The sequence below is a fragment of the Mycobacterium hubeiense genome (assembly GCF_002838065.1).
Lineage (GTDB): Bacteria > Actinomycetota > Actinomycetes > Mycobacteriales > Mycobacteriaceae > Mycobacterium > Mycobacterium hubeiense.
In genome coordinates, this window is record NZ_PIZU01000055.1 from 1 (window position 1) to 23,897 (window position 23,897).

Annotated in this window: 31 protein-coding genes and 1 pseudogene; 9 read left to right on the forward strand and 23 right to left on the reverse strand. The window is 65.8% G+C overall.

From position 1 onward, the window contains the following. Positions 1-1,097 (reverse strand): type VII secretion protein EccB (gene eccB / locus CWS39_RS25560; RefSeq protein ID WP_142386939.1); only part of this gene is annotated, 1,097 nt, incomplete at its 3' end. Positions 1,098-1,383: 286 nt separating this feature from the next. On the opposite strand from eccB, the gene CWS39_RS25565 reads away from it, so the two are divergent. After that, entirely contained in the window at positions 1,384-1,674 is a 291-nt protein-coding gene (locus CWS39_RS25565) for a hypothetical protein (protein ID WP_102145693.1), read from the forward strand. Between the two features lie 40 nt (positions 1,675-1,714). Beyond that, positions 1,715-2,125 (forward strand): hypothetical protein, encoded by a 411-nt coding sequence (locus tag CWS39_RS25570; RefSeq protein WP_233213695.1) that lies wholly within the window; start codon positions 1,715-1,717, stop codon positions 2,123-2,125. 24 nt (positions 2,126-2,149) lie between these two features. Here CWS39_RS25570 and CWS39_RS25575 read toward each other — a convergent pair whose 3' ends face one another. Beyond that, positions 2,150-3,361 carry an RNA-guided endonuclease InsQ/TnpB family protein gene (locus CWS39_RS25575; RefSeq protein ID WP_102145717.1) on the reverse strand — a complete coding sequence of 404 codons (1,212 nt, stop codon included), beginning with the start codon at positions 3,359-3,361 and terminating at the stop codon, positions 2,150-2,152. A 29-nt stretch (positions 3,362-3,390) separates the two neighbouring features. Between CWS39_RS25575 and tnpA the strand changes: the two genes are divergently transcribed. Next, positions 3,391-3,804 (forward strand): IS200/IS605 family transposase, encoded by a 414-nt coding sequence (gene tnpA, locus CWS39_RS25580; protein ID WP_102145694.1) that lies wholly within the window; start codon positions 3,391-3,393, stop codon positions 3,802-3,804. A gap of 466 nt (positions 3,805-4,270) precedes the next feature. Here the strand turns inward: tnpA and CWS39_RS25585 are convergent, their stop codons facing one another. From CWS39_RS25585 to CWS39_RS25605, 6 genes are all read right to left on the reverse strand, one after another. Then, positions 4,271-4,699, reverse strand: coding sequence for a hypothetical protein (locus tag CWS39_RS25585; protein WP_102145695.1), 429 nt, complete (start codon positions 4,697-4,699; stop codon positions 4,271-4,273). 168 nt (positions 4,700-4,867) lie between these two features. Continuing rightward, entirely contained in the window at positions 4,868-5,290 is a 423-nt protein-coding gene (locus tag CWS39_RS25590; RefSeq protein WP_102145696.1) for a hypothetical protein, read from the reverse strand. Continuing rightward, the gene (locus CWS39_RS30100) at positions 5,274-5,405 is read right to left on the reverse strand and encodes a hypothetical protein (RefSeq protein ID WP_255413051.1); all 132 of its coding nucleotides are present in this window, start codon (positions 5,403-5,405) and stop codon (positions 5,274-5,276) included. Before CWS39_RS30100 ends, CWS39_RS25590 begins: the two co-directional genes overlap by 17 nt. A 50-nt stretch (positions 5,406-5,455) precedes the next feature. Continuing rightward, positions 5,456-5,959, reverse strand: coding sequence for a hypothetical protein (locus CWS39_RS25595; protein WP_102145697.1), 504 nt, complete (start codon positions 5,957-5,959; stop codon positions 5,456-5,458). A gap of 756 nt (positions 5,960-6,715) precedes the next feature. Then, complete coding sequence (locus CWS39_RS25600) at positions 6,716-7,015, reverse strand: hypothetical protein (RefSeq protein ID WP_102145698.1); 300 nt, start codon at positions 7,013-7,015, stop codon at positions 6,716-6,718. Between the two features lie 169 nt (positions 7,016-7,184). Next, the gene (locus tag CWS39_RS25605) at positions 7,185-8,210 is read right to left on the reverse strand and encodes a hypothetical protein (RefSeq protein WP_233213696.1); all 1,026 of its coding nucleotides are present in this window, start codon (positions 8,208-8,210) and stop codon (positions 7,185-7,187) included. A gap of 345 nt (positions 8,211-8,555) precedes the next feature. On the opposite strand from CWS39_RS25605, the gene CWS39_RS25610 reads away from it, so the two are divergent. From CWS39_RS25610 to CWS39_RS25620, 3 genes are read left to right on the forward strand one after another with little or no spacing between them, the layout of a single operon-like run. Then, entirely contained in the window at positions 8,556-9,278 is a 723-nt protein-coding gene (locus tag CWS39_RS25610) for a JAB domain-containing protein (protein ID WP_102145699.1), read from the forward strand. A 26-nt stretch (positions 9,279-9,304) separates the two neighbouring features. After that, a complete protein-coding gene (locus tag CWS39_RS25615; RefSeq protein ID WP_102145700.1) occupies positions 9,305-10,165 on the forward strand; it encodes a type IV toxin-antitoxin system AbiEi family antitoxin domain-containing protein in 861 nt (286 codons plus the stop codon). After that, positions 10,162-11,058 carry a nucleotidyl transferase AbiEii/AbiGii toxin family protein gene (locus CWS39_RS25620; RefSeq protein WP_158240412.1) on the forward strand — a complete coding sequence of 299 codons (897 nt, stop codon included), beginning with the start codon at positions 10,162-10,164 and terminating at the stop codon, positions 11,056-11,058. Before CWS39_RS25615 ends, CWS39_RS25620 begins: the two co-directional genes overlap by 4 nt. Positions 11,059-11,146: 88 nt before the next feature. Here CWS39_RS25620 and CWS39_RS25625 read toward each other — a convergent pair whose 3' ends face one another. The 8 genes from CWS39_RS25625 to CWS39_RS25665 all read right to left on the reverse strand — a co-directional run bounded on the left by CWS39_RS25625 (position 11,147) and on the right by CWS39_RS25665 (position 16,091). Further along, a complete protein-coding gene (locus CWS39_RS25625; RefSeq protein WP_142386941.1) occupies positions 11,147-11,344 on the reverse strand; it encodes a hypothetical protein in 198 nt (65 codons plus the stop codon). A gap of 156 nt (positions 11,345-11,500) precedes the next feature. Continuing rightward, positions 11,501-11,779, reverse strand: coding sequence for a helix-turn-helix domain-containing protein (locus tag CWS39_RS25630; protein WP_102145703.1), 279 nt, complete (start codon positions 11,777-11,779; stop codon positions 11,501-11,503). Positions 11,780-12,669: 890 nt separating this feature from the next. Beyond that, positions 12,670-13,215: a hypothetical protein gene (locus CWS39_RS25640; RefSeq protein WP_102145704.1), complete on the reverse strand. Its 546-nt coding sequence runs from the start codon at positions 13,213-13,215 to the stop codon at positions 12,670-12,672. Beyond that, the gene (locus CWS39_RS25645; protein WP_102145705.1) at positions 13,212-13,562 is read right to left on the reverse strand and encodes a hypothetical protein; all 351 of its coding nucleotides are present in this window, start codon (positions 13,560-13,562) and stop codon (positions 13,212-13,214) included. Before CWS39_RS25645 ends, CWS39_RS25640 begins: the two co-directional genes overlap by 4 nt. Before the next feature lie 10 nt (positions 13,563-13,572). Next, the gene (locus CWS39_RS25650) at positions 13,573-13,956 is read right to left on the reverse strand and encodes a DUF6003 family protein (RefSeq protein WP_102145706.1); all 384 of its coding nucleotides are present in this window, start codon (positions 13,954-13,956) and stop codon (positions 13,573-13,575) included. A gap of 546 nt (positions 13,957-14,502) precedes the next feature. Continuing rightward, positions 14,503-14,952: a hypothetical protein gene (locus CWS39_RS25655; RefSeq protein WP_102145707.1), complete on the reverse strand. Its 450-nt coding sequence runs from the start codon at positions 14,950-14,952 to the stop codon at positions 14,503-14,505. Beyond that, entirely contained in the window at positions 14,949-15,293 is a 345-nt protein-coding gene (locus CWS39_RS25660) for a hypothetical protein (RefSeq protein WP_102145708.1), read from the reverse strand. Before CWS39_RS25660 ends, CWS39_RS25655 begins: the two co-directional genes overlap by 4 nt. Next, complete coding sequence (locus CWS39_RS25665; protein WP_102145709.1) at positions 15,294-16,091, reverse strand: ATP-binding protein; 798 nt, start codon at positions 16,089-16,091, stop codon at positions 15,294-15,296. Between the two features lie 68 nt (positions 16,092-16,159). Between CWS39_RS25665 and CWS39_RS29840 the strand changes: the two genes are divergently transcribed. Then, a complete protein-coding gene (locus CWS39_RS29840; protein ID WP_233213697.1) occupies positions 16,160-16,702 on the forward strand; it encodes a hypothetical protein in 543 nt (180 codons plus the stop codon). Positions 16,703-16,850: 148 nt separating this feature from the next. Here the strand turns inward: CWS39_RS29840 and CWS39_RS25675 are convergent, their stop codons facing one another. The 5 genes and pseudogenes from CWS39_RS25675 to CWS39_RS25690 form a co-directional block, all read right to left on the reverse strand. Then, positions 16,851-17,582 (reverse strand): hypothetical protein, encoded by a 732-nt coding sequence (locus CWS39_RS25675; protein WP_102145710.1) that lies wholly within the window; start codon positions 17,580-17,582, stop codon positions 16,851-16,853. A 64-nt stretch (positions 17,583-17,646) separates the two neighbouring features. Then, positions 17,647-18,147, reverse strand: a pseudogene (locus tag CWS39_RS25680) (DUF1990 domain-containing protein); the annotation flags it as partial. Positions 18,148-18,162: 15 nt separating this feature from the next. Next, complete coding sequence (locus CWS39_RS30105; RefSeq protein WP_255413052.1) at positions 18,163-18,285, reverse strand: hypothetical protein; 123 nt, start codon at positions 18,283-18,285, stop codon at positions 18,163-18,165. An 8-nt stretch (positions 18,286-18,293) separates the two neighbouring features. After that, positions 18,294-18,620, reverse strand: a complete 327-nt coding sequence (locus CWS39_RS25685) for a hypothetical protein (protein WP_102145711.1) — start codon at positions 18,618-18,620, stop codon at positions 18,294-18,296. Then, positions 18,620-19,942: a hypothetical protein gene (locus CWS39_RS25690; RefSeq protein ID WP_142386942.1), complete on the reverse strand. Its 1,323-nt coding sequence runs from the start codon at positions 19,940-19,942 to the stop codon at positions 18,620-18,622. Before CWS39_RS25690 ends, CWS39_RS25685 begins: the two co-directional genes overlap by 1 nt. Before the next feature lie 660 nt (positions 19,943-20,602). On the opposite strand from CWS39_RS25690, the gene CWS39_RS28740 reads away from it, so the two are divergent. After that, complete coding sequence (locus tag CWS39_RS28740) at positions 20,603-21,091, forward strand: hypothetical protein (RefSeq protein WP_142386943.1); 489 nt, start codon at positions 20,603-20,605, stop codon at positions 21,089-21,091. Between the two features lie 162 nt (positions 21,092-21,253). On the opposite strand, the gene CWS39_RS30455 is transcribed toward CWS39_RS28740, so the two are convergent. Both CWS39_RS30455 and CWS39_RS25710 read right to left on the reverse strand, forming a co-directional pair. Continuing rightward, positions 21,254-21,904 carry a hypothetical protein gene (locus tag CWS39_RS30455; protein ID WP_488801391.1) on the reverse strand — a complete coding sequence of 217 codons (651 nt, stop codon included), beginning with the start codon at positions 21,902-21,904 and terminating at the stop codon, positions 21,254-21,256. After that, positions 21,901-22,443, reverse strand: coding sequence for a hypothetical protein (locus CWS39_RS25710; protein WP_102145715.1), 543 nt, complete (start codon positions 22,441-22,443; stop codon positions 21,901-21,903). Before CWS39_RS25710 ends, CWS39_RS30455 begins: the two co-directional genes overlap by 4 nt. Positions 22,444-22,579: 136 nt before the next feature. Here CWS39_RS25710 and CWS39_RS25715 point away from each other — a divergent pair, with 136 nt between their 5' ends. Further along, on the forward strand, positions 22,580-23,569 hold the full coding sequence (locus CWS39_RS25715; protein ID WP_102145716.1) for an alpha/beta fold hydrolase: 990 nt from the start codon (positions 22,580-22,582) through the stop codon (positions 23,567-23,569). Positions 23,570-23,897: the final 328 nt, after the last annotated feature.

Genomic DNA, 23,897 nt, shown 5'->3' on the forward strand with positions numbered 1-23,897 from the left:
AACTTCAACGGCTTATCCGGATAGAAATCCACATTCAGCGCACGACTCATCGGAATCGACAACATCGCATTCGGAGCCACCTCGACCGGCGGCGGCGGATTACGAGGATCAGCATTACGAATGATCGCCGCCGTCACCGCACTGATGCGCTGCAACCCATCCGTGAGCACCACATAAAACGCTTCCTCACCACCATCGACCGGCCGCACCTTGATCACCGACCCGATCACCACCGCCTCCGGCAGCTGCCACGACGACGGCGTGCCCACCGCAGCGATCGGCGGCACCACCAACGGCGGAGTCTCCACCAACGCGTCATGCAAACCCCGGCTGATCGGCAACACCGGCGGCGCCGCAGAATCGATCCCCACCGCCAACGCGACCGCCTTATCCTCCAAATTGATCGGCGTGCGCTTGTTGTCGTAAATCAAAAACGCCTGATCGCCATACCCCGCCAGCACCGCCGACCCGTCCGGCAGCGGGCCGATCGCATCGCTGAGCGTCGGACGATCACCGATCACCGTCATCGTCGTCACCCCGGCCGGCGTGGTGTCATCACACACCGACCACTGCGCCTCAGCCGCCTCCGGCGGATTCGGGGTCCGCTCCGGAGCACCAGGAATCCCCACCATCGGCCCACGCGGCAACGTCGCCAACTCCGCCGGCTTGACGAACGCCGGATTCTTCGCACTCCCGGTGATCAACCGCGCCGACGTCAAGTTCAACACCGGGTGCAACACATCGTTGATCCGCACATACAACGCACCGGTGTCCTTATCGGCAACGATGTCGGCATCCTTGAGCTGCGCCTGAGGCGACAAGAACGCCATCACCGCACACCCGACACCGGCCAGCACCGCCAGCACCGTCCCGACGATCGCCGCCCGCGACGTCGTGCGCATCGGATCATGCAGCATCTGGGTGTCATGGCGGACCAACGCATGCTCCAGGCGGTGGAACATGAACCGCCATCCCGACACCTGAACACGCGTCGTCCAGTTACGGGCAGCCGCCCTCTGCAAACCCGATTCGCGCCTGGTCGTCCCCGCGGGATTGACGCCCGAGGGGGTGGTGTCCGGCTGTGTCGGATTGGTCATGGAGCACACGCTAAAAGAACAGCGCCCACCAAGAAAGCCAAGTCCGCACCCACCCGGGCAAACACAGGTCACAGCCGGTGAGCGAAACGCTTCCGCACATCCTCGCCACTGAGATCAAACAGCCCACCGATGTCGTCCCAGCTGCGGTCATCGCCACGTTCTGCTCGATCGAGCATCGTCGCCCGTACCGTGCCCGGCATGCACGGCCGGGCACCGCAGCACCCGACATGTCGGTCGAAACTGCGAGGATCGAAGAGTCGACCGCGAGGAAAGGACAGCAGCCGCCATGTTCACCCACCACGCAGCCCGGGCCCAAAGCCGAAGACTCGAACGGCTAGGAATCGACATCACCCCGCAGCGACTCCAGGAAATCCACGCCGGCGCCCAACCTCACCCCGGCGAGTTCGACGCGGTCCGGGCGACGAGGGCCAATGCGTGGATCCGCCACGGCATATCGCCCGAGAAGGCCGCCGAAAGCGCCATCAAACGAGACCTCATCAAGCTCACGGCGGCAATAGCGCTACTGAGCGTATTCGCCGCCTCGCTGGTGTTGCTCTTCGCCAACCTGTGGATCTGAAGGCCGACAACGTGTTTGGCACCTCGCGCGGAGCGATCCGATGACAACCGAGCCGATCGACCTCTCCGGCTTCACCGGGTGGGTTCGGTTCGCCGCGCTGCCCACCGCCGACGTGCCAAAGGGGCCCGGTGTGTACGTCGTCATGCGACCCACCGACGACCCACCGACGTTCCTCGACGTCTCACCGGCCGGACACTTCAAAGGCAAGGACCCGACCGTGCCCGTCGCCGAGCTGCAGCAGCTGTGGGTGCCCGGGACCCGCATCGTCTACATCGGCAAGGCCAACCTCGGAAGCGCAGGCCGGCGCGGTCTGCGCAAGCGTCTCGACGAGTTCCGGCGCTCCGGCGCCGGCGAACCTGTCGGGCACTCCGGAGGCCGGCGGATCTGGCAGCTCGCCGACCACGCCCGACGACTCCTCGTCGGGTGGCGCTTGACGTGCTCCCCGGACTGAAGTCCGGGGATTCCCGTTGGCGGCTTACGCCGCTGTTGGGGTGCTTCCTGTTTCAACGCCCACTGCCGCAACGAGTTGCGGTCTTACACGGGCTCCACAGGCGTTTAGGCTCTCTGCCCGCCCGGCAGCGAGAATGACCTTGGCGGCGTTGAAGTCGCGGTCGTGGGGCACCTGGCATGCCGGGCACACCCACGTGCGGATCTGCAGCGGCAATTCGTCGAGCACATGATCACACCGAGGGGTTGAGCACGTTTTGCTCGACGCCAACCACCGCGACACCGCGTGCACTGTGCGCCCGTAGTGGTCGGCTTTCTCGCCGATGATCTTCACGAACTGCCCCCACCCGGCATCGCTGATTACGCGTGCGAGTCGGCGGTTGCGGACCATCCCAGCGATGTTGAGGTCCTCGACGTGGATCACTTGATTCTCGCGAACCAACGCCAAAGCCTGCTTGTGGTGATAGTCCCGCCGCGCCCGGGCCACCTCATTGTGAGCGATTGCGACCTTGCGCCTGGTCTTGGCCCTGTTAGCTGATCCTTTCTGCCGGCGGGCTTTCTCCCGCTCCAATCGGCGCAACTTGCGTAGTTTGCGGCCTAGATGCTTCGGGTTGGCGACGTCGATTCGATGGCCGTCGGTGGTGGCGACCGTGGCCAGCCGAGCGATCCCGACATCCACGCCGGCTTCCCGGTCGACCACGGGCAGCGGTGTGGCCGTGACGTCGACGACGAAGCTGGCGTAGAAATGCCCGTCGGGTTCGCGGATGATCGTGACCGAAGAGGGCGTCGACGGCAGCTCGCGTGACCAGCGCACCGCGACGTCGCCAACCTTGGCCACAAACAACCGGCCGTTGTCGCGGATCGAGAAGCCGTTGCGGGTGAGCCGGAACGACTGTCGGTGATCCTTGCGGGATTTGAACCGTGGGCGCCGCCCCACCCTGCGGCCCTTGCGTTTCCCGGTGGCCGAGTCGGAGAAGTTGCGCCACGCCCGGCGGGAATCGTTGACCGACTGCACCAACGCGACACTGGGCACCTCGGCCAGCCAGGCCCGTTCCTCGGTGGTCTTGGCCGCGGTGATGACCCGGCGTTGAATCTCGCTGTCGGACAGCTTCACTCCGGCCCGGTAGGCCTCATCGCGGACCCGCAACGCGTCGTTGAACACCACCCGAGTGCATCCGAACACCCGCGCCAACATCTCTTGCTGGGCAGGTGTCGGTTCAATGCGATACCGATAACGCATCTGCACACCCACGACTGTAAGGGCCACCTGTGACAACACAGTCCTACCGCCGCGCCCGCCACAGTGTTTCCGCGCTCCACGCCCACCTGGTGTGCGTGACCAAATACCGCCGTGCGGTCTTCACCGATGACATGCTCACCTTCACCGAACACACCATGCGCGGCGTGTGCGACGAGCTCGGCGCCGATCTGGTCGAGTTCAACGGTGAAGCCGACCACGTCCCCCTCTTGGTCGCCTACCCGCCTGCGCTGGTGATCTCGACTCGGGTGCGGCGCCTCGAAGGCCGCCCCGCTTACGCGGTCCGCCGCGAATTCACCGGCGCCTGTGTCCGTGCGCGAATGCGCGGGCACCTCTGGTCGCCGTCCTACTTCGCCGTCTCCTGCGGAGGTGCACCACTGTCGATCATCAAGCAGTACATCGACGGACAAGCCCGACCACTCTGACCGCCGGGCTACACCCGGCGACACATGGGATGGGCTCACCCGGACTAAAGTCCGAGGCTTGCGCCCAAGAACCCGGTCACCGACGACGCGGAGGCGGCCGCGATCGAGACCGAAATGATCGCCCGGTTCCGCGCCCACCACGGCCTACGCCCGTTCGCCAACATGTGCAACTGAGGCTGCGGTGACCAAGATCGACGACAACGCTCCGTGTGGCCATCCCGGTTGCCGACTCAAGCCGGCCGAGGGGCGGGCGCAGCTGGTGGCCGGCGCGGTGCTCGACGACCCGGCCCTCACCCGCGTCTGCGACCAGGACCCGGCGTTCGCCGGCAGAAAAATCCCCGACTTCAGCTCACAACGCCACGTTGTCGAGGTCAAGGGAACCGACCGAGCCGCGCCGTGTCATCGACCTCTACGAGGTCCTGCCGCGCCGATACTCTCGCGTCGAGAGCTTTCGGGGCAACACAGGTCAGAGCCGGTGAGCGAAACGCTTCCGCGCATCCTCGCCGCTGCGGCCGAACAGCTCACCGATGTCGTCCCAGCTGCGGCCCTTGGCACGTTCTGCGCGAACGTCGTCGACGAGCCGGGCCTCCACCGCGCTTTCATTCCGGTACTGCTTGTACATCAGCCGCACCAGGTAACCGACCACCACCACCATCAACGCGATATCGATCCAGCGGTCCGGCCAGGAATGCCCGAACGCGATACCAGCCACCGCGACGACAGGACCGACAAGGATCGCCGCGTAGCCGCCAGCCTGGCGCACCCGACCCGCACGGCTACAACGCTGACCGCCCCCGAACCGCCACGTATCGCCGCGCCCCGGATCCCCCGGAATAACCGCAACGAAGCCGAGAACGGCCACCACGACACCGACGACGATCATCCACCACACCATCGGCCATCTCCCTTCCTTGCAGCGATTGTCGCCGACACCACCGACAACAAGAAGCCACGTCGGCAACGAGAGGAAACGACATGCTCGTCGATCCACGATCCAGGACTCGCGATGTCGGCCAACTACCCGAACAAAGCCCAATTGCTCTGTCAGCCAACAACTGTGGCTTTATCTATCGGCACCATTGACATTTCGCCGGCGGATCATCGTGGCGAAGCTTGCGGCCGTGACGACAACCGCGACCAGCCACAATGCCACGCCTACGCAGTTCATCCACGCAAGTACCGCCACCGCCGCTGACGCCCGCGAGCCCGCATCACCGTCAGCGACCCCGGCGGCGAAGCCCGAAACGGACAAGCTCACGAGCAGCGCGCTGGCCAGCAGTGCACCGGAGACCAAAAGTGTTTGTCCGAGCAGACGAAAAGCCAGCAGCAGCTTTCGTGAACGCTCGCCGGCCCTGAACGCCAGCATCGCGAGCACCACCGCCGACACACACATCATCAAGAACCCCGAAGCGGCGAACCCGAAGAAGCGAAACAGGTCTGGCGCGGGCCCGATCCACAGCGTCACCTGATCAACCATCGCGGTCATGGATCCCCGCTGGGCCCTCGGGTGCTGACTGCACCGTATCCGGAAGCGACTGCCAATGCCCTTCGAGCGCTGACGGCACCGCGTCGGGCAGCGACGGCGGTTCAGGCCACTCCATGATATTCATCGACTCCTCACACACGTGTACGCCGGCTACTCCACTGAGACTCACAAAGCCGCAGTCAGCGCAGCCCGATGCGTGGCCTCGATCTGATGCACCACCGCAGTGGCCAACCGCTCCGGAACCACCACACCGATCTCGTCGAGCAGCCCGGTGGCCTTCGCGTGAGCCAACGCCGCCGCCTCCGCGGTGTTGGCGGTATCCAGCGCTTGAGCCATCAGCTTGCGGGCCTGGCCGAGCTTGCGCTTCTCGTCGATCGTGAGGACCCGGCCGCCGGACACCACACCCAACCGCGCCTTACGCCGCGCATTCTCATCGGCAACCCCGAACGCCCGCTCCGCCTCCCCAGCGGCGGTCACGAAGGCAGCGATCGACTCATCGTCGAGCGGCACCATCTCCGTGTGCAACGCTTGAGCTTTCGCGTACGCCGAATAGAACTGGGCGCTATCAGGCTCGGTGACATCGGCCAGCAACGGCCGCGTGAAATACGCCGACTCAGGATCGGATTCGAAGTCCCACAACCGCTCTGACACCGACGCGACAGCCTTCACGCCCTTCGACCACCGCTCCAACTGAGCCGAACGCCGCTCGCGAGCTTCACGTGACGCACTACGATGCCGAGACACGCTGCGCCACAAGTAGAACCCCGCGCCCGACATCGCGAGGACAGAGCCCAACACTGCCCCGATGACCGCCAGCACAGTCCAGGCGCTTGTGGACTGATCCGTTGCCGGGGGCAAGTCGTCGCCCGTCACTGTAGGCCGCGACTCGGGCGCCGGCGCGGAATCGCTGGGCGGCGCTGCCGGCGGCGCTGATACCTGACTTGTCGAGGAGGGCGCACCGGTGACTTCATTGACGGCGGCGCTCATCTCATTCATAAGCGTCGGCAGCATGCTGATCATTGAGGACAAGATCACCATTACGCATATCGTCTTGATTATCGGGTGCATGCGACAACTCCCCTGTCATTAACCGCCGGGTGACTCCCCGACACGCCATACAATACACCGCAACGGGTGTATACGGTAAGGGCATTCGAGGCGCCTGTCTCACGCCATCTGGCACCCAGCCCGTCCACAAGTTTCAACATGACCACAGGTATATGCCCGAGCTACGACAAAATCGGTCACCTCGACCAAGAAAGCCAAGTCCGCACCTACCCGGGCATAGGTCAGAGCCGGTGAGCGAAACGCTTCAGCGCATCCTCGCCGCTGAGATCAAACAGCTCACCGATGTCGTCCCAGCTGCGTGTCGTCGCCGATGGTCAACGACGTTTCTCGGGCCGGCTCCCAGCGTCGGGTGTCTTATCAGCCATGGGGTCGGGTTTGGGCGGCGGCGTGCATTCCGGTGGAAGGCCGTTTCTCGTCGAGGCAGTAGGTGACGAGGTGGTAGCTGATCCAGATTAGGCCGGCCAGCGTGGAGGAGATCAGCACTACCCGGCCGGGCAGTGTGGTCAGCTGGTACGTGCCGTATAGAGCGGCTGCGCAGCCCAGCAAGACGCCCATGGAACCGGCGATGAGTCCCGCGGCGGTGGCGGATTTGCGCGCGTACAGGTAGCCGACCGTGGCGAAGGCTATCCCGCATGCGAGGAAAGCGGCGGGACTCATGCGCAACAGAATACACCTACGGAGGCGTATAGAAAGGAGCGCCCCACTATGCACCTATTGCGGGGATAGTTCTCGCTGTTCGAGACGCGCAAGCGCGAGCCGGGAACCGCTGAGCAGTTGGCCCGTCCACGCGGGTGTGTGCGCGTGTCACCCAGTCGCTCAACCACATTTACAGCAGCACGGCTGAGGTCGCTTCCGCCCACCAAGACTCGAAGCCAGGACGGGCCTTCGGTTCCACACCGGCGGGCGCAACGACGTAGAACTGCTCCAGGGCGCACGGGTGGTCAGCACGGTCACGCACGATGTGGCGGGCGATGCCATCGGGCTCGGTATCGCGACGGCCAGGCATCGAGGCGAGCTGGTCGGCCATGGCGCGCCGGCTGCCGTGCGCGATGATCCCGATCGACCGGGCCGGCATGGCGCGGCCGGTCGTCTTGGCGCGCCGGACCAGGCGCCGGACCTCATAGAGCTCATACGAGGTCCGCGCGAGCATCGCGTGGAACCGATCTTGTACCTCGGTGAGGTGAGCTGAGGCAACGAGATCGGCCGCGCTGCTGCCCGCGATCAGCGTTTGGCGCGGGTTCAAGCAGCGGGCAACGTGCTCGAGGAACAGGGCGTACGCACCGACCTCAGGTTCTTGGCGGTAGCGTTGCACCAGGGCAGTGCGCCCGGATTCGGTTGCCATCGCGAAGACGCAGAAGCCGCACGCGCTCTTATGCCAGGTCTCGCCCACCAGCTCTGTGACGTATCGCTGGCATCGTGCTCTGTCCCAACCCATTTCGATCAACGGGTACCAGCCCTGGCGTACGGAGGTGTTGTACAGGGCGTCCTTGGTGGCGCGCGACTGTTCGTTGGCTTCGAAGCCGATCACGTGGCGGTAGCGCTCACCTTGGGTGATCCTGGCGATGATTGGATCGAGGCAGTCAGCCTTGGAATGTATTGAGCAGCTGCGGATTCCGCCCAGCTGTGGCAGCGTTCCAGCTTCCAGCATTTCATCGCCCAGGGTGTAGAGGCCTGAGAAGTAGAGGTGCTGTGGCTGCCTGGAATCGTCGAGGACGACAACCCCACCGCCGGCTTTGGTGGTTTTGCGTTGCGAGCGGGCGACTTGGATGAAGCGCACCCCGGCGCGTCGCAGACGGGGCAAGATGTGCTTTTCCACGGCCGCACGAGTGGATTCGAACTCGTTTCCGGTCATCGCGGTGACGACGGCGAGCGCGGAGAGGTCGAAGTCGCGCGTGCCGGGATCTTCTAGCTAGCGCAGCAATAGCGACGAGGAATCCAGGCCCATGCCGTAGCTCATCACCACTGTCGGTGGCCGAGCAGTGTCGGTGTGGGCGTAGTCGAAAAGTGCCGCGTGGGCGAGTGTCATATCCCTTGGTGCTCCAACATGAATCAGGATCGGGACGGGTGTCCTCTACGCCGTACTATACACCGCTACAGGTGTATAGAAATTTGATGAGCCGCAACCTACGAATACACCGGAGACGGTGTATAGTGCGGTGGAAACGCTCACCTCCGAACGCCCGAGGAAAACGCAACGATGAGCACCACCCCGGACCGCCAACTACGCGACAGGCTGCAGATGGTCGGCGCCACCGATCTCGCAGACCACGAACTGCTCGCGCTCGTGCTGCAGAGCGGAACACGAAAAGCCACCGCGCTCGACCTCGCCGCCCAAGTCCTCAACGAAAGCGGCGGCTTGCACTGGCTCGCGCACGCTTTACCCGAAGAACTCTCCGCGCGAACCGGTATCAGCCCGGCTCAAGCCGCCGCCATCGCCGCAGCATTCATCCTCGCCCGCCGCAGCAACGACACCGCCGCGCCGACCACGTTGCGCAACTCCCACGACATCGCCCGCGCCGCCGCCACGCATCTGGCCGGCGCACGCCGCGAACGCGTCCTCGTCCTGGTGTGCGACGGCGCCAACCGACTCAAGCGCACCATCGTGGTCTCCGAAGGCGCCGTCGACGCCTCGCTGTTTCCGGTCCGCGAGATCTTCAACGCGGTGCGGCGCCACGACGGCCGCGCCTTCGCCCTCGCCCACAACCACCCCAGCGGCCAGCTCGACCCCAGCGACGCAGATCGCCGCGCCACCGACCAGATACGCGCAGCGTCCAACGTCGTCGGGCTGCGGTTCCTCGACCACGTCATCATCGCCGCCAACCAGTGGCGATCCCTCACCGACACGAACCGCGCCACCACAACACCAACTGCACAAAAATTACAACCAAATGATCAATACACACCACATGTGGCCCAGTGATACACGCGAACGTATAGAATCGTGTCATGGTGCGGTCAGAACGCTACCTTGAGCTGGCGGACATCGCCGCCGGCCAATGGGGCATGCTGACCACCGCCCAAGCCGGCCAAGCCGGGGTCAACGCCCAGCAGATCGCCCGCCTGACCCGAAGCGGCGTACTGCACCGCCTCCAGCACGGCATCTACCGACTCGCCGGCGTCCCACACGACCCGCTCGCCGAACTCAAAGCCGCCTGGCTCGGACTCGAACCCGACACCCTGGCCGCCGACCGCCTCACCCGCACCGATCCCGGGGGAGTGGTCTCGCACCGCTCAGCCGCCAAAGTCCACCACCTCGGCGACCTCGACGCCGACTACAGCGAATTCCCCCTCACCACCGCCCGACGAACCCGCCACCGCGACATCCGCCTCCACAAACGCGCCCTCACACCCGAGGACTGGCAGATCGTCGACGGCCTACCCACCACCACGGTGCCCACCACCATCGCCGACCTGGCCGCCGCCGACACCGACGGCGGCCACCTCGGCCACGTACTGCGCGCCGCCATCCTCCACGGCCAAATCACCACCCACGCCGCCGCCACCACACTGCGCCCCTACGCCCACAACTACGGCGCACCCCTCGGCGACGGCCACGCTCTACTTCGAGCACTACTCGCCCAAGCGGGCCTGACCCAAACCATCAACGCCGCAACCGAACTCGGCACCGAATGGCTCGCCGAACAGCTCGACCAAACCGGACGCCGCTACCGCGCCGCCGACATCATGATGGCTGCCGGCCGCCAGATGGCTGTCGACGAGGAGCTCCTGGGCCACAGCGGAATCTTCGGGTTCGCACCACCAGATCGCCGCCGCCCGCCCTCCGCCGACGGGGACGCAGGCCGATGAGCCGCTACAGCACGCCGGCGGCGTTGCGCACCGCGGTCGAAACCCGACTCAAGCACGCCGCCACAGACGCCGGCCGCCCGGTCAACGAGCTGCGCCGCCACTACCTGACCCACCGCTTCCTGGCCCGCATCTACGCCCAACCCGACCCGGACTGGATCCTGCTCGGCGGCACCGCGCTGCTCGCCCGCATCCCTGGCGCCCGCCACAGCAAGGACGTCGACTTCATCAACCGCGCCGACCTCGGCTCCGCGGCCACCGACCTGGCCACCCTCATCGCCATCCCACCCGCACCAGACCCGTTCGCCTTCGACATCCCCCCGGCCCTGATGGTCCTCGACGGCAACCACCTCACCCTCAAGGTCACAGCACGCCTCGGCGCGTCAGCGATCGACACCTTCACCGTCGACATCACCCACCGGCCCACCGTCGACACCCTCGACATCGTCCACCCCAGCCCGGTCATCGTCATCGACGACGTCGACGAGCTCCCGCCATTCCTCGCGCTGCCGCTACCCCACCAGGTCGCCCACAAACTCTGCGCCGGGGACGAAACCCACGGTCCCGCAGCGATTCCCTCCTCGCGCTACCGCGACCTCATCGACCTGATGCTCATCACCCTCCACTGCACCGACCTCGACGCAGCCGCCACCACCGCCGCCCTGATCGACGAACAACACCGCCGCGCCCTAACGCTCCCCACCGACCTCCCACTGCCCAGCCCACGCTGGGACGCCGGCTACCGGGTACTGGCCACCAGAACCCTTCCGCCCCACCTACACCGCGTCCAGACGGCCCTCACCCGGCTACATGCCTTCGCCGGGCCCGTCTTGAGCGGTACCGCTACCGGCACCTGGCAGCCCGCCCACGGCACCTGGGGACCGTCCGACGCGTGAGGCAGCGACGTACACGAGTCGCGCCACGCGATCGCACCTCGACGTGTGCACGCTCCAGCACGGACGACAGATCCGCGCGGATCCAGCCTCAGCCAAGCCGTCCCGCATACCGCTTCACGGCGGTCTGCATCCGGCGCATCAACGCAAGGCCAGGCTTGCCCACGAGCTCGCGCCGACCCAAGTCAGTATCGGGATCCAGTGCGGCGAGCCGATCGAGCTCGGCCGACAACTCCAGGTGATCGTCCACAGCGCAATGCGCTCGAATCTTCTCCAGCTGTTCGCGCATATCCGCGATGTGAGACTCAGGACCGTACATGTCCAGGACGCTACGTTCACATCCACAAACGCGCCAGCACTGCGGACGGCCGGCGAGCTGGTTGGCAGGACGAGTGCGGGAACCGGCACCCACCGAATCGCGCCCAACCTACCGGCCGGACCCGAGCTATCCCGTGAGGAGGCGACCATCCTCCGGGACAAGGTCCCGCGGTGAGATATCCAATAGCCGGGCGATCATGATCAGGTGAGAAGTCCGGGGCAGCTGCTCGCCCGACACCAGCCGATAGACCGACGTTTGCGACGGCGCCCGATCACCAAACCGCTCCACCAACTGCTGGTGAAGTTGGATCCGCGACAGCCCCTCTTTCGCCAGCGCCACCCGCAACGTCCGGGCATACCACTGTCGCAGCGGCCCATTCGACTCTTCGTGGTCTTCATCGGTCATGCTGATGGCTTCCTCTCAGTCGACAGTTCATGCGCAAACCGATGCACATGAGGATTCACCATATAGCGCAAAGACAACGCCAGACCGCCCCGCGCACAGTGCATTTCACCAGCATCGGGCACGGGCATAAACCGTGATTGTCCAGAGCGACAAGGAAGCCCCCCGCCCAGGGGCGGGAGGCTTCTTAACGAACAGCCATCTCGACTGCATCTGACGATCACTATACACCCGAACTGCCTCGCTCCGCGCAGATCAGGATGCGCTACCGTTCCCCGGTGCGGATCGGTGTTCCACTTTCTGCCTTGTGCTTACGCAACGTCCCATTACCACGAACCGGCATCTCACGGCCGCAGTGCGAGCAAATCCCGCGCGGGATGACATGGAAGGCAAGATGATCCAGGCACTCTGACGCCGGCGGGGTTCCACTGCCCGCGTACCACAGTGCGGACCGTGGCGCGCTGGGGCTGACGCGAAGCTTCACGCCGTGATGCCCAGGCGCGTACGGGTCGTAGTCAGTTGGCTCAACGCGGTATCCGAGCGCCCGCAAACGAGACTCTGCCGCAGCGGCGTTTCCACCAGAATTCACATGCAGGATCACCGCCCCACCCGACTCTCTCGTCGATCCGAGGACTGCATCTTCCATGTAGTGTCCGAGCCGCTGGGCAATCGCCTCGCCGGCATGACGTTCCACATGCCGAGACTGGACCTGTCTTATCGGTTGCATTTCGCCCACGTCTGCATCTTTCACGCCGCGTACCTATTGCGGACGGCCGGCCTGGTTGAGCAGGCCGACGTTGATTTTCCCGGAGAACGGGCCTTCCTGGATCCCGAAGTACGTGGGTTTCGCGCTCATCTGGTGATCTCCTTGTGGGTTGTGCTTGGCTGCGGTTTCAATCCGTGCCGGGTTCGGCAGGTTGGTCGTCTGTATGGATGACACCAACAACGTGGCGCCAAGGGCCGGTGAGGAAGTCGTAGTGCGCCTGGGTGAAAGTGATAGCTTGCTGCCAAGGGCCGGGCCAGCCGTCGTACTGGCGGGTGAAGGTTTCATCGATCAGATCCCGAGCGGCCAGCGCCAGTCCAACATCCAATGCGAGCGGGCGATACGGGTGTAACCGGACCGGGCGTCGAGGCGGTCGGTGCAGACCGAACAGCGTCTCGATGGCGCGACCGGATCGTCGAGCAGTCGTGGACGCGTGATCGGCGGCGTGTATCGCGGCCTTAGCCGCCATGGTCGCCTCGAACCACGTTGGGCTATCCCAGAACGCGTTGTCGCGGTTCTCGCTCAGTCGCTGTGCTTGGTCGGTGGACAGGTTGTCGGCGGTGGCAGCCAGTTCTATGATCGTGTCGCATTGCGGTCCCAGTCCGTCCGCGGTCGGATCTGGGCAGCCGCACGAGTCAAAGGCCCATTCGTGGCGGTGCCAGATGTGCTCGCTCATGAGTCGCTGGTGAATACGGACGGGTGGGTGTGATGGTATGCGTCGCCCGCTGCCGGCGGTCTGTGGTCTTGTCGTTCACTGCGGGGTGCGATCACGGCGTCGATCGCCATGGCAGCGAGGACGCCCGTCGCGACCGCCGCGGAGATCACCACCCCGGGCCACATCAGAGCGGAGGCCTGCGGAGGCCCGGCGATGCCCCAGCCGACGGGTCGGTGAAGATTCTCAGGGCCAAGTAGTGCGAGTACCAGGGCGGCCAAGAACATGAACGTGCCGGCGAACGCGGCGGCGGCTGCAACTGCCGCTTGCAAAGCCCAATGCGAGCGGGCAGGTAATGCGGTGATGTTCATTCGGGAGTCCTCACATTCGACGGTTTCGGGTGGCCTTATGCTGCTGCGATTCATCGGTTGTTGCGGCATATGCGTTGTCGCGCTCACGTCGTCCTCGGCGGCGGGCCAGTATGCGGTAGATGGTGAAACGGCTGATGCCCGTCAGTGTGTGGATCTGCCAAGGATGCAGGCCTGCTGCGTGTGCGCGCCGGATGAGCGCATCGCGGGTCTGCATGGTGGTGTGCCAGTGGACCAGGTCGTCGGTGACACGGTTGTAGCAGGTGACGGCGGTGTTGAGTGATTGGAGATGGTGAGCCCACGGGTGGATTGCGGCGGGGTCTCGTGCGTCGAGCGCGTCGCTGAGTGTGCCGGCGGGTGCAGGGGGCAACCCGTGTAGCGGGCGTGGTCCGGTCATGATGAGGCCTCGGGGTGGTGTGGTTCGAGGGTTTCCGGTGATTGGTGTGTGGTGCCGGGCAAATCGGGGGCATCGTCGGCCGGCACGTACGTGTGCTCATCACTCCACCGCGCTACCCGCACGAACTCCGCTGACCGCGGCTTCGCCCATCGACAGGCCCGGCCGAGCGCATGCCAGCGACTGAATCCGAAACTGGTGTGCACCACAACGCTGCCCGAGGTGACATGAGCGCTGGGCGGCACCTGATACCACCGCGAGGCCTGGATGACTTGCAAGCTGGGCCAGTACTTCGGCGGTTTCTCCGGGGTAACTCTGCGAACTACGAATCGAACCTCGTCCCCGACGCCGTCGACGAGCGCCGAGCTCCGCCAAGCCTTCGATCGGCCATCCACCGAAACGGGTAGGTGGCGCTGCGACTGCTGAGCGTGACACCCCGGCGATTCGGGTCGGGCACCAGTCGGACAACCTCGTAGCGATTCCACCAGCGCGCCATTCGTGAAGTCTCCCAACGTCCTACGCGTCCGCTCGGACGGGCATCCGATCTTCTCAGGCGCGGCCGTCGATGCGGCAGACGACGTCGGCGATGTGCTCGCCTTCAGCGGTGATGGCGTACCGCGGGTGCGCGTAGTCGTTGTCGTCGTAGTGGCTCGCGTCGACGAGCTCGATGGTCAGTGGCTGCAGATGCGGTGCCTCAGCACGCCAGCGGAAGTACTGCAGCGCCTCGATATCGCTGTAGTGGCTTTCTTCGATCCCGCCGCGCACACTGTCACGCAACCCGCCGAGGTCGGTGATCCTTGGTCCGGTGCCGTCTTCGGCGCAGACGAGGAACCGCTGCTCGTCCGGATCGCAGACGAACCGTTGGGCGGCTTCATCGCGCGTGAAACCGGGCGTCATCGCCCGGGTGTGGTGATCGGTGCAGTGGGCCACAAACTGTTGCGCCGGTGCGGGATAGGCGTCGACGTCGATGTGGTGGTGTGTTTGTTCGATAGTGGTCATGAGGCCTCCGGTTCCCGGTTTTCGTTGATTGTCGCTCCACGGTCTGACACTGTCTGCGTCCATTGGCGAACGGCCACACGGACTGTCAAGGCGAGCAGAATCAGCTGCACGACGAGCGTGACCGCCGATCCGATGCCGAACGGAACCGTGACCAGCTGGGCCACGACCGCGCCGGCCAACCCCACGATCAGCAGCGCGTCCCCGATCAATAGTCGAACCCGCCCCGCCTGGCTGTCGCGGATGCCCGGCCCGATCCACCAGCCGCCGGTCCCGGGCCGGCCCGGCCACAACACAAGGACGCCAACCGCGGCGACACACAAGCAGATCAGGATCGCGACCATTCACCGAGTCTCACGCCCGACCCATCCACGAACAAGCCGATTCAGCAGCCGCTTGGTGCCTCCACCGCCTTTTCCGCCTCCCGCGCCACCTCCAGCTTTCTTCGCCGCCGATGGGCTGGCCTTGCGGGGAACGCTGGGCTTGGAGCGGTACAGCGGCGGCGGCTCAGCCGCCCCAGTGGCCGCCTGGACCAGGCGGTGCAACTGAGAGACACGGCCCTGGTAGTCGATGAGATCGATCGGCCGGGTGCTGTAGATGATGTCGTAGTTCACCGGCGGCTCATCCATCACCGCCAGAACATGGATCTTTGCCGCCCGGCCCAAACGGATTAGCGCGTCGACGCAATCCTTGGCCAGCCGGATCTCCTCGCGCGGCGATCGCGGATCAGCGGCCGCCAGCAGATCGTCGTAGGTGTCGATGACCACCAAGACCGGTGTGTGGTCGCGGCGGCCGGTATCGAACCGATCACGCATCAACGTCCATAGGTGGTGGATGTTCTCGGCCTGCTCGTCGATTCCCACGGCCACCGTGGTGTTCGGGTCCGCGGCGAGGTCACCGTACTCGTACTTGTAGCGCGCCAAGATGTGAACGGCCCACCCGGCCCGCGCCGCCTGCTTCGCAAAGCTGCGCGCGAGCTCGCTTCTGCCCGACCCGGGTGCTCCGGTGATCCGCCGGTGCGGCGTCGAGGCGGGATGCCAGGAGATGAGTTCGCCGTCGTCGTTCTGCCCGAACGGGAAGTGCACGCCGTGGTAGTCATTGTCGTCGAGCATGCTCGACGTGACCAGGGAGTGGGTCTTCATGCATCGAGGTATATGCCCGACAATCTGGTGATCCGGTCAGCTCGCCGACACGCCAGCATGCCCGGACCATGGACACCATGGCCCACGCGTTCAGCGCAGTCGAGCATGCCGCCGCCACCGCCTTGGCCGAATGGCAGAAATGCCTCGCCGGCGTCGGCAACCCCACCGCCCGCGATGCCGCCGTCGCGGCGCTGCGTGACGTACTGCCACCCGAACTCGTCGCCCAGGCCGACCAGGCCACCAGCGAGGCCACCGCCGACGCCACCAGCCGCGACCGCCAACTCACCAGCGAGCAAGTAACCGAGCATCTACACCGACTCGGCCTGGCCCCTCAGGACTGGGATCTCGCCGAAATCTGCCGCAAAACCAACAGCTGGATCGGCCACCTACTCGTCGAGCTCGCCGCCACCGACGCCCCCACCTGGAGCCCAGCCGCGCGCGCCGAGCACCGCGCCGAGGTCGGCGCGCTCACCGCCGTCGACTTCGTCGAGCAGTGCGTCATCGAAGCTGGCCCCGATACCGCGCCGTGGCGCGAGCTCCAGGACCGGGTGGACGCTGGTGAATTCGACCGTGCCGACCCGGTCTGGGCGGCCCCAAATCCGTTGCACTAAGCCATGTTTCGCGGCGCGACCTCGTGGTTGGCCAGGTTAGCGCCGAGCTACGTTGATGGGCGACCGTGCGGCTACGGAAGGCTCGAGAAGGTGCTTGTGTGCGACCAGGGGTTTTACCGCGAAACCGCACGTCACACGGTCGAGCAGTTCAGGCGGCCGGCCGGCCGCCCTCCCGCCGACTCGGCGCCCAATCGGCCAGGTCCCAGTAGTCCAGCACGTCCGCGGGAAGTACGCCGTCGTTGAGGACGCCATCGAGCAGAGCATTCGCATCGCTGTCGTGCACCGATCGCGCCCAATGCCGCGAATCCCCGGCACTGCGCTCGCGGTTGCGGGTGTGCAGATACAGCTGAAGGAAGCACTCCCGCGCTTGCTTCTCGATCTCCCACTCCACAGACGGAATCGTCGTACGCCCGGCGCGTAGCGGCGAGATCGCCGCGTCGTAGTCCTGATGCATTCCCCATGGCGGCGCCTCCGGAAGCGGATACATCTCGGCCATCCGGTGCATCAGCTGTTTGAGCGCCGGCCCGCACACCCCGAACTCGAACCCATCGGGCATCTCCTCGACCACCTCGATTGTGCGCGCGCGGCACACCGTCGGATCCTCGCTCGCCCACCTCAGCTCCACGGTCTGCTCGTAGCCGATGAGCCGGACCGGCTGCACCTTCCAGAAGCGCAGCCACGGCAAATACTTGTGTGTCACGCCGAAATGGTTGATGTCGGTGGGCTGGCGAAAGATCCGGAAACCGCGCCGCGACCACGACGTGATCCGCTGCCCGGGCCCGCGCACCTTGGCGAAGGGTCGGTAGTTCACCGTGTCATAGCCCAGGTACGTCGCGACGTACCAGCCGTCGAGGCCTTGAGACTCATCTTCCAGGGTCACGATGCCCAGTCTGACCGCAGAGTGCGACACGAACAAGCGATCGCGGCGCCGCCACCGTGCTCTGCAGGGCATGTAGGTAGCGTCGGCGAAAGAACCGCTGCGCAACCAGCAGCACCGGGAACGCCACCCGCCACAGCCCTGATGGTGCCGGCCGGGTCAGCGAACGCAACGTCAGGAACACCGCGCCAGCCTCGTCGCGATGCACGATAAACGCCTCCTCCCCGCACACCGGATGACCGCGCAGAGTGCCGTAGGCGAACCCGCACCGCTCCTCCCGGGCCACCACCGCCACTACCCGTACCGGCTCGCGTACCACGAATCGTCCCCAGCCGAACGAAATCTGGTACTCCGCGCCCTCCGACACTGCTACGTCGGGACAGACGCGAAACCCGCTGCGCCGCTTAACACCCCACCGAAGTACTTCACCAGCGGCGAACACCCACATCGCATCACCGTGACCGAGGACCACGGTGCGCTCATAGCGGCCGAAACCGGCCGGCGCGGCCGACCAGTTATCGGCACCCGGGTCGGTGAGCCCGGGCTCGGTGTACGTCAGCTCGGACAACCGCCGGCCCAACTCCTACAAGTTTTCCCAGTCGACCGTGACACCACGCGTCGGGTCGGCGGAGAGCTCGGCGGCGTCGCGTTCGAGCGTTTCCATGTAGCCCGGTTGAGCACGAAGGGCGTCGTCGAGTGAGTTCAACGTAGTCCTTAGTTCGGTGACCGATCAGCCCACATCAGAGGATTGTCGGGCACAATATCGCCGCGCACCCCGGCGCGCTTCCACCCCCACCCGACCGCGGCGACCGCATACGGCAACGCCGCGTAACCGGTGAAAAGGTCACGCCGAACCAACATCTCGGCCCGATCCACCTGGGCCAGCGCACGCCACATCGTCGGCATCGACACCGGAGCCATCAACACCTCGGCCCGAAGCCGCGTCACCTCTCCTAACGCCTTCACCCGCAACCTGGCCATCAAATCGGTCTCCGACCACACCGGCGGCAGCGGACGATAACTACGCGAACTGTCCGGCATCAGATCCGCCGCCTCAACTGCGTCGCTGTTCGGGCCGGATCGCCAGTCGCGCACAGGTGCGCATACGCAACATCGGCCAGCCATTCCGCCGACAGCGGCCCGGGCGGAGCATTGAGCAACCACGCGGCCTCATAGGCGCGAGCACGGCGATAGGCATCCACGTACTGGCCGCGGTCATGGGTCAAGTCCTGGGGCGTATGCCGATTCGACTGCGCGTTCATCACCGACGTCCAGTAAGCCGTCTGCAGCTGCGCCCAGCTGCCACCATCCAACGCGCCACCCGGGGTGCGCAGCGCGTCGATGACCGAATGCAGCAGTCCCGCATTGGAATCCACCGGCAACGGGCTGGGCATATCACCGACAATCAACCCTGACCGCACCTGACGCTCATCGGTGGCGGCAGCCGCGTCGGCCGCCAAATCCACACCGCCAGACCACCGCTCACCTTCCGGGAACCGCTGCGTCAGCGCATACACCTCCGCAGACGCGATCAACAGCCGATGCCCCCGCCCCGCCTCGATCTCGGGAATGATGTGCGCCCGAGTCGGATCCACGAACGGGTTCTTCGCCGGGTCGGCCACCTCGAGTTGCACACCCGGCGGCAACTTGTGCGACAGACCACTGATCTCACGCGACGACACAATCGCCCGCAGCACCGACCGCCCGAACTTCTCAGCCCGCAACCGGTGATGCTCCAGCACCGTCTGGGCCGGATCGACCCAACGCTGCCACTCCTGACGCCACCCCGGCCGAGCGAACTCCTCATCAGCAAAAATCGGAATCAACACCGGATCCACCGGCAGATGCACGTGCTGGGGGATGTAGCACTCACCCTCAGACGACGTGATGAAAAACCTCGTCGGCCCGGCATCCCCGCCGGCGCGAGGCAGCCCGATCGCCCAATCCAACGACGGATACCGCCGCCCCGCCCACACCAGCTCCCAAATCAACTGACGGGCCCGCACGATGTCGGGATCTTCGGCACGCTCCACCACACCGTTGCGCACGATCGGCGTACCGACCGGCGGCAACGGCGTGTGAAACGGCCCAGGCTGGCCACCAAGGCTCGGCGGCGGAGGAACACCCGGGGTCGTCGCCGGCCCAGCAGCACCCGGCGGCGGGGGAGGCGGCCCAGCCAACGGCGGAGCCGGACTCAACGGACCCGCTACAGCCGGAGCAGCCGACGACGCGACCGGCGGCGGCAGCGCACTCGACATGCTGGCCGGCTGCACCGACGGCGCCGGAGTGGACGCCGGCGGAGGCGCCGCCGGCACCGCCTGAGGGGGAGGCGCTGCCGGCGGCACCTGCGTCGGAACCGGCACCGAGGCCTTCGGCGCACCACCACCAGACCCCAAGCCGGACGCCGCCGGACTCGCAGCCGACGACAACGGGTTGGCCGGCGACACCGGTGGAGGAGTAGCTCCCGCCAACTGCCCCGGCAACAAGCCCTGAGTCGGCGGAGTGAAAGCAGCCGGCCGAATACCACCAGCACCAAGCCCACCCGCTCCCAGACCACCACCAGGCGGCCCACCGGATCCGGACCCGGATGGACTGATAGGCGGAAGCGCTAGGGGACTACTACTTGGTGCTTGGGAACCTCCGGGAGAAGCGCCCACGGTTCCCGGCGACGCGGGGACCGCTTTCCCCGGGGTCTGCGTGATCCCAGGTTTAGTCTCACCCGCCGGCGGTTTGGCGCTCGGCGCACCGCCGCCGGAGTCTGCACCTGGTTTCTGGTTATTCCCAGGCCGTTGAGTTGTCGTGCCGGGTGCTTCATCGCTTTTCTGCGGAGTTTGTTGCTGACCGGGGCGCTGCCCGCCGCTTCCGGGCGATTGGCCGCCGGCGCCAGTCCCACTACCGGTCTGTGTGGGTGCTGGTCCTTGCTTCCATCCCGCGTTGAGAGCTTGCACGCCGTTGCTTGAGCCGGTGACGGGGGCCGAGCTTGCTTGTGAGATGTGCCATGGCAGGGCGCCCATGTAGGCCGCGTGCTTCGATACCTCTGCGGCCAAGGCAGCGCCGGCCGCGGCGCTCTGTCCGACAAGTTCCGCGTTGGTGGTCTGGATGATCGCGTCGACCATGGCTTGCTTGGTCTCGGCGTCGAACAGCGGATTGCTCTCGATGGTGGAGATCTCTTGCAAGACGAGCCGGACCGTCGACGCCATCGACCTTCGCAGCAGTCCGGCCGTGTCGCCGGCATGCTCCCAGATCTTGGAGGCGTCGTCGCGGGTCTCGGCCAAGAAGTCGTAGTTTCGAGTGACGAGTTCTCGATCGCGGTGCAGCTCGTCGAAACCGTCGCCCTCCAGAGCCTCGCGGAGTTGGGCAGAGTTGGCCTTCATCTCAAGAAACTGCTCACGAGCAGCATCCCGCATCTGACGCCACCGCTGCTGCTCGGCATACAGGTCGGCCGGCGTCGACTCCGGCCACGCACCTTTGAGCATCCGCTCGGCGTATTCCCCGGTTGGCTTATCGTCTGATACAGCTGGCATACCGCGGGCCCCTAACCCATCTCGCAGAATCGCGAAGGCTGATCCCGCGTACCAGTCGACGGGATCAGCCTTTGCCGATGTTCCAGCCGCATCCGCACCATGACCTCGTCGGTCGTCCCTTCGGTGCCAGATTCGACTCTCATTTGCGGATCAGATACCGCAGGCCTCATTCGCGTGGGCCATTGCAGCATCGACAGCGTCGATCTTCGCGTCGGTTTCGGCGCCCGTTGCTGTCTGGCCATGGCTTGCAGCCAGATCAACGATCTGCAACCGAACGTCGCGCACCGCCTTGGTCACGTCAGAGGGCGCACTGGGATCAGTTAGTTGTGCCAGCTGTGCCGCAACCTGAGTGGCTGTGGCATCGAACTCCGCGGTCGCTGTCTTGACGGCAGGGTCATTCCAAGACCAGGGCTGGGGAAGCGCCGCCACCCACTTTTGGTAGGCCGCCGACCACTGCATTCCCAGAGTCTTGTAAGCGCCACAAGTCTGGAGTTTGGCCTGTTCGGGGGACAGGGTTGCAGTGTCAGGGGTAGGTGGTGCAGCCGTTGGAGCCGATTCGGGTTCGTTGGCGCCGCGCAGTGCCCAGCCACCGCCAACGCCGGCCGCGGCTACAGCGATGAGTACGAGGGCGGCCGCGATCCAGCGTGGCCAGCGACGGCGTGGTCCGCGACCGGGGCGTCCACCTTCTGCGGTGGGTGGGTAGTAGGTCGGCGGGGTCGGCGGTGCCGGTGCGGTGGGCACCGAGACAGCCGCGGTCGCGCCGCGTGCCCAAACCTGGTCATGCGTCGTGGTCACGGTCATCTCCCCTCTCCTGTTTCCGCATTATCGCAGTTCGAGCGGTTTGCTTCTAGGTCAAATCCCTGAACCTCGGCGAGAACCGTCGCCGAAACCGGCGCCGGAACCGGCGGATCATGCTTCGGGCCCCCGCCCTTCCGCGCCCTCGGCGGGGTCCACGCGAGGGGATTTGGGTAGCGGGTTGTGCCTGCCCGTTCGGTGATACCAGCCGCGTTGGCCAACTCTCGTACGGTGACCGCGGGCCGGAGCTGGCGCGCGAACTGTGCTGCCGCAACCTCGATTTCCCGCGCTTTCGCGGCCGCGTGACGCGCGCCGGCGATGAGTGCCAGGCAGACTTCGCGGGCGTTCAGGTCGGGGAACATCTCATGTAGGTCGATGCCTGAGGCTGCCGGCGCGGTGGGATCGGCGATGTAGCGTTCGACATCTTCGCCGAGGCCGTCCTCGACTGCTGATGCCTCGTTGCCGAACATGAGGCCGTGAAATGCCAGCTCCTGGATGAACCGAGTGTTCGGGTCTACGTCCATGGTGCCGATCCCTTCAGTCATGCGCTCAACGCGTGTATAGGAAGCAATATACCGGAAGGTGGCTTCAGGAACAAGGCTTCAGTGCGGGCGGGTTCAGACGGGCGAACCCCACCCGCACTGACCGGAATGAGCGTCGACGGTGCATATACCTCAGGGCATGAACGTCAAGGACGTCGTGCGAGCCATCAGCGACCGCCCCTCGCCGGCCAGCCAGGCCGCCAGCCGCGGCGACCCGATCGCCGCGCTCACACTGACCCGCCGCTACACCGACGTCCCCGTGGCCACCCGGGACGGAACCCAGCTCGCCGTCCGCGTCTACGGCCCACCCACCGCCACCCATACCGTCGTCTTTCTCCACGGCTTCTGCCTCAACCGCGCCACCTGGGCACGCCAAATCGCCTACCTCACACGCCGCTACGGCGATGCCGTCCGCATCATCAGCTACGACCACCGCGGCCACGGCAAATCCAGCGGTGCCCCCACCAGCACCTACCGCATCGACCAACTCGCCACCGACCTCGCCGACGTGCTGCGCGCACTCAACATCGCCGGTTTCGTGACGCTGGTCGGTCATTCCATGGGCGGCTTCACCGCCTTGTCCTACCTCGGCTTGCCGGCCCACCTTCGGCCCGTCGAACCGCACGGCCTGGTCCTCGTCGCCACCGCCGCCGGGAAACTCACCGACCGCGGCCTCTGCCGACTACTGGCCACCCCCGCCACCCCAGCACTGTGCGGGCTCGTCGATCACACCCCGACTCAGGTCCTCAGAGCACTGTCCGGGCCGCTGCTCACAGCGCTGCGGTGGCGCGGCATCGACCGTGCCGAACGCATCGCGCTGGTCGCCCTCACGGCGGCCGCGCTGGCCACCACCCCGCTGACGACTGCGGTCGGATTCCTCCCCACGCTCGCCAGCTACGACCAGCACCCGACACTCCCGTCGATCAGTGCCCGCACCGTCATCGTCAGTGGCGGCGCCGACATTCTCACTCCGCCGGCGCACTCGGCCGAGCTCGCGGCCGCCATCCCCGGCGCCACCCACATCCAGCTGCCGCAGGCGGGGCACATGCTTCCTCAGGAAGCACCCCACGTCATCAACGACGCCATCAGCCAAGTCATGGCCGTCACCAGCTCCAGCCTCACCGGATGACGCCGCACCGAGACGGGGAGTTGCATTGAGTGGCAATCAATTTGACGGCATTGACTGGATTGGCTGGTGGGCTCTGGTTGGCGTGATTGTTGGCCCAGCATGTGTTCTTGCATGGGTGGGCATGAAGATCGCGACCACTCGGTATAAGGGGGATCGCGTTGAGTCACCAGACGGGCTGGTCGCATTAGCTGTCGTCCTCGCTGTGTTCAGCATCCCGCTGTGGCCAGCCGGATTTCTACTCCTCGACGGGCGGGTACGCGAGTTTCGAGCCGCCAAGGTTGCGGCGAAAGTGCGGCGGAATCTGAATGCCGCTGGCCGCTCCCTGACT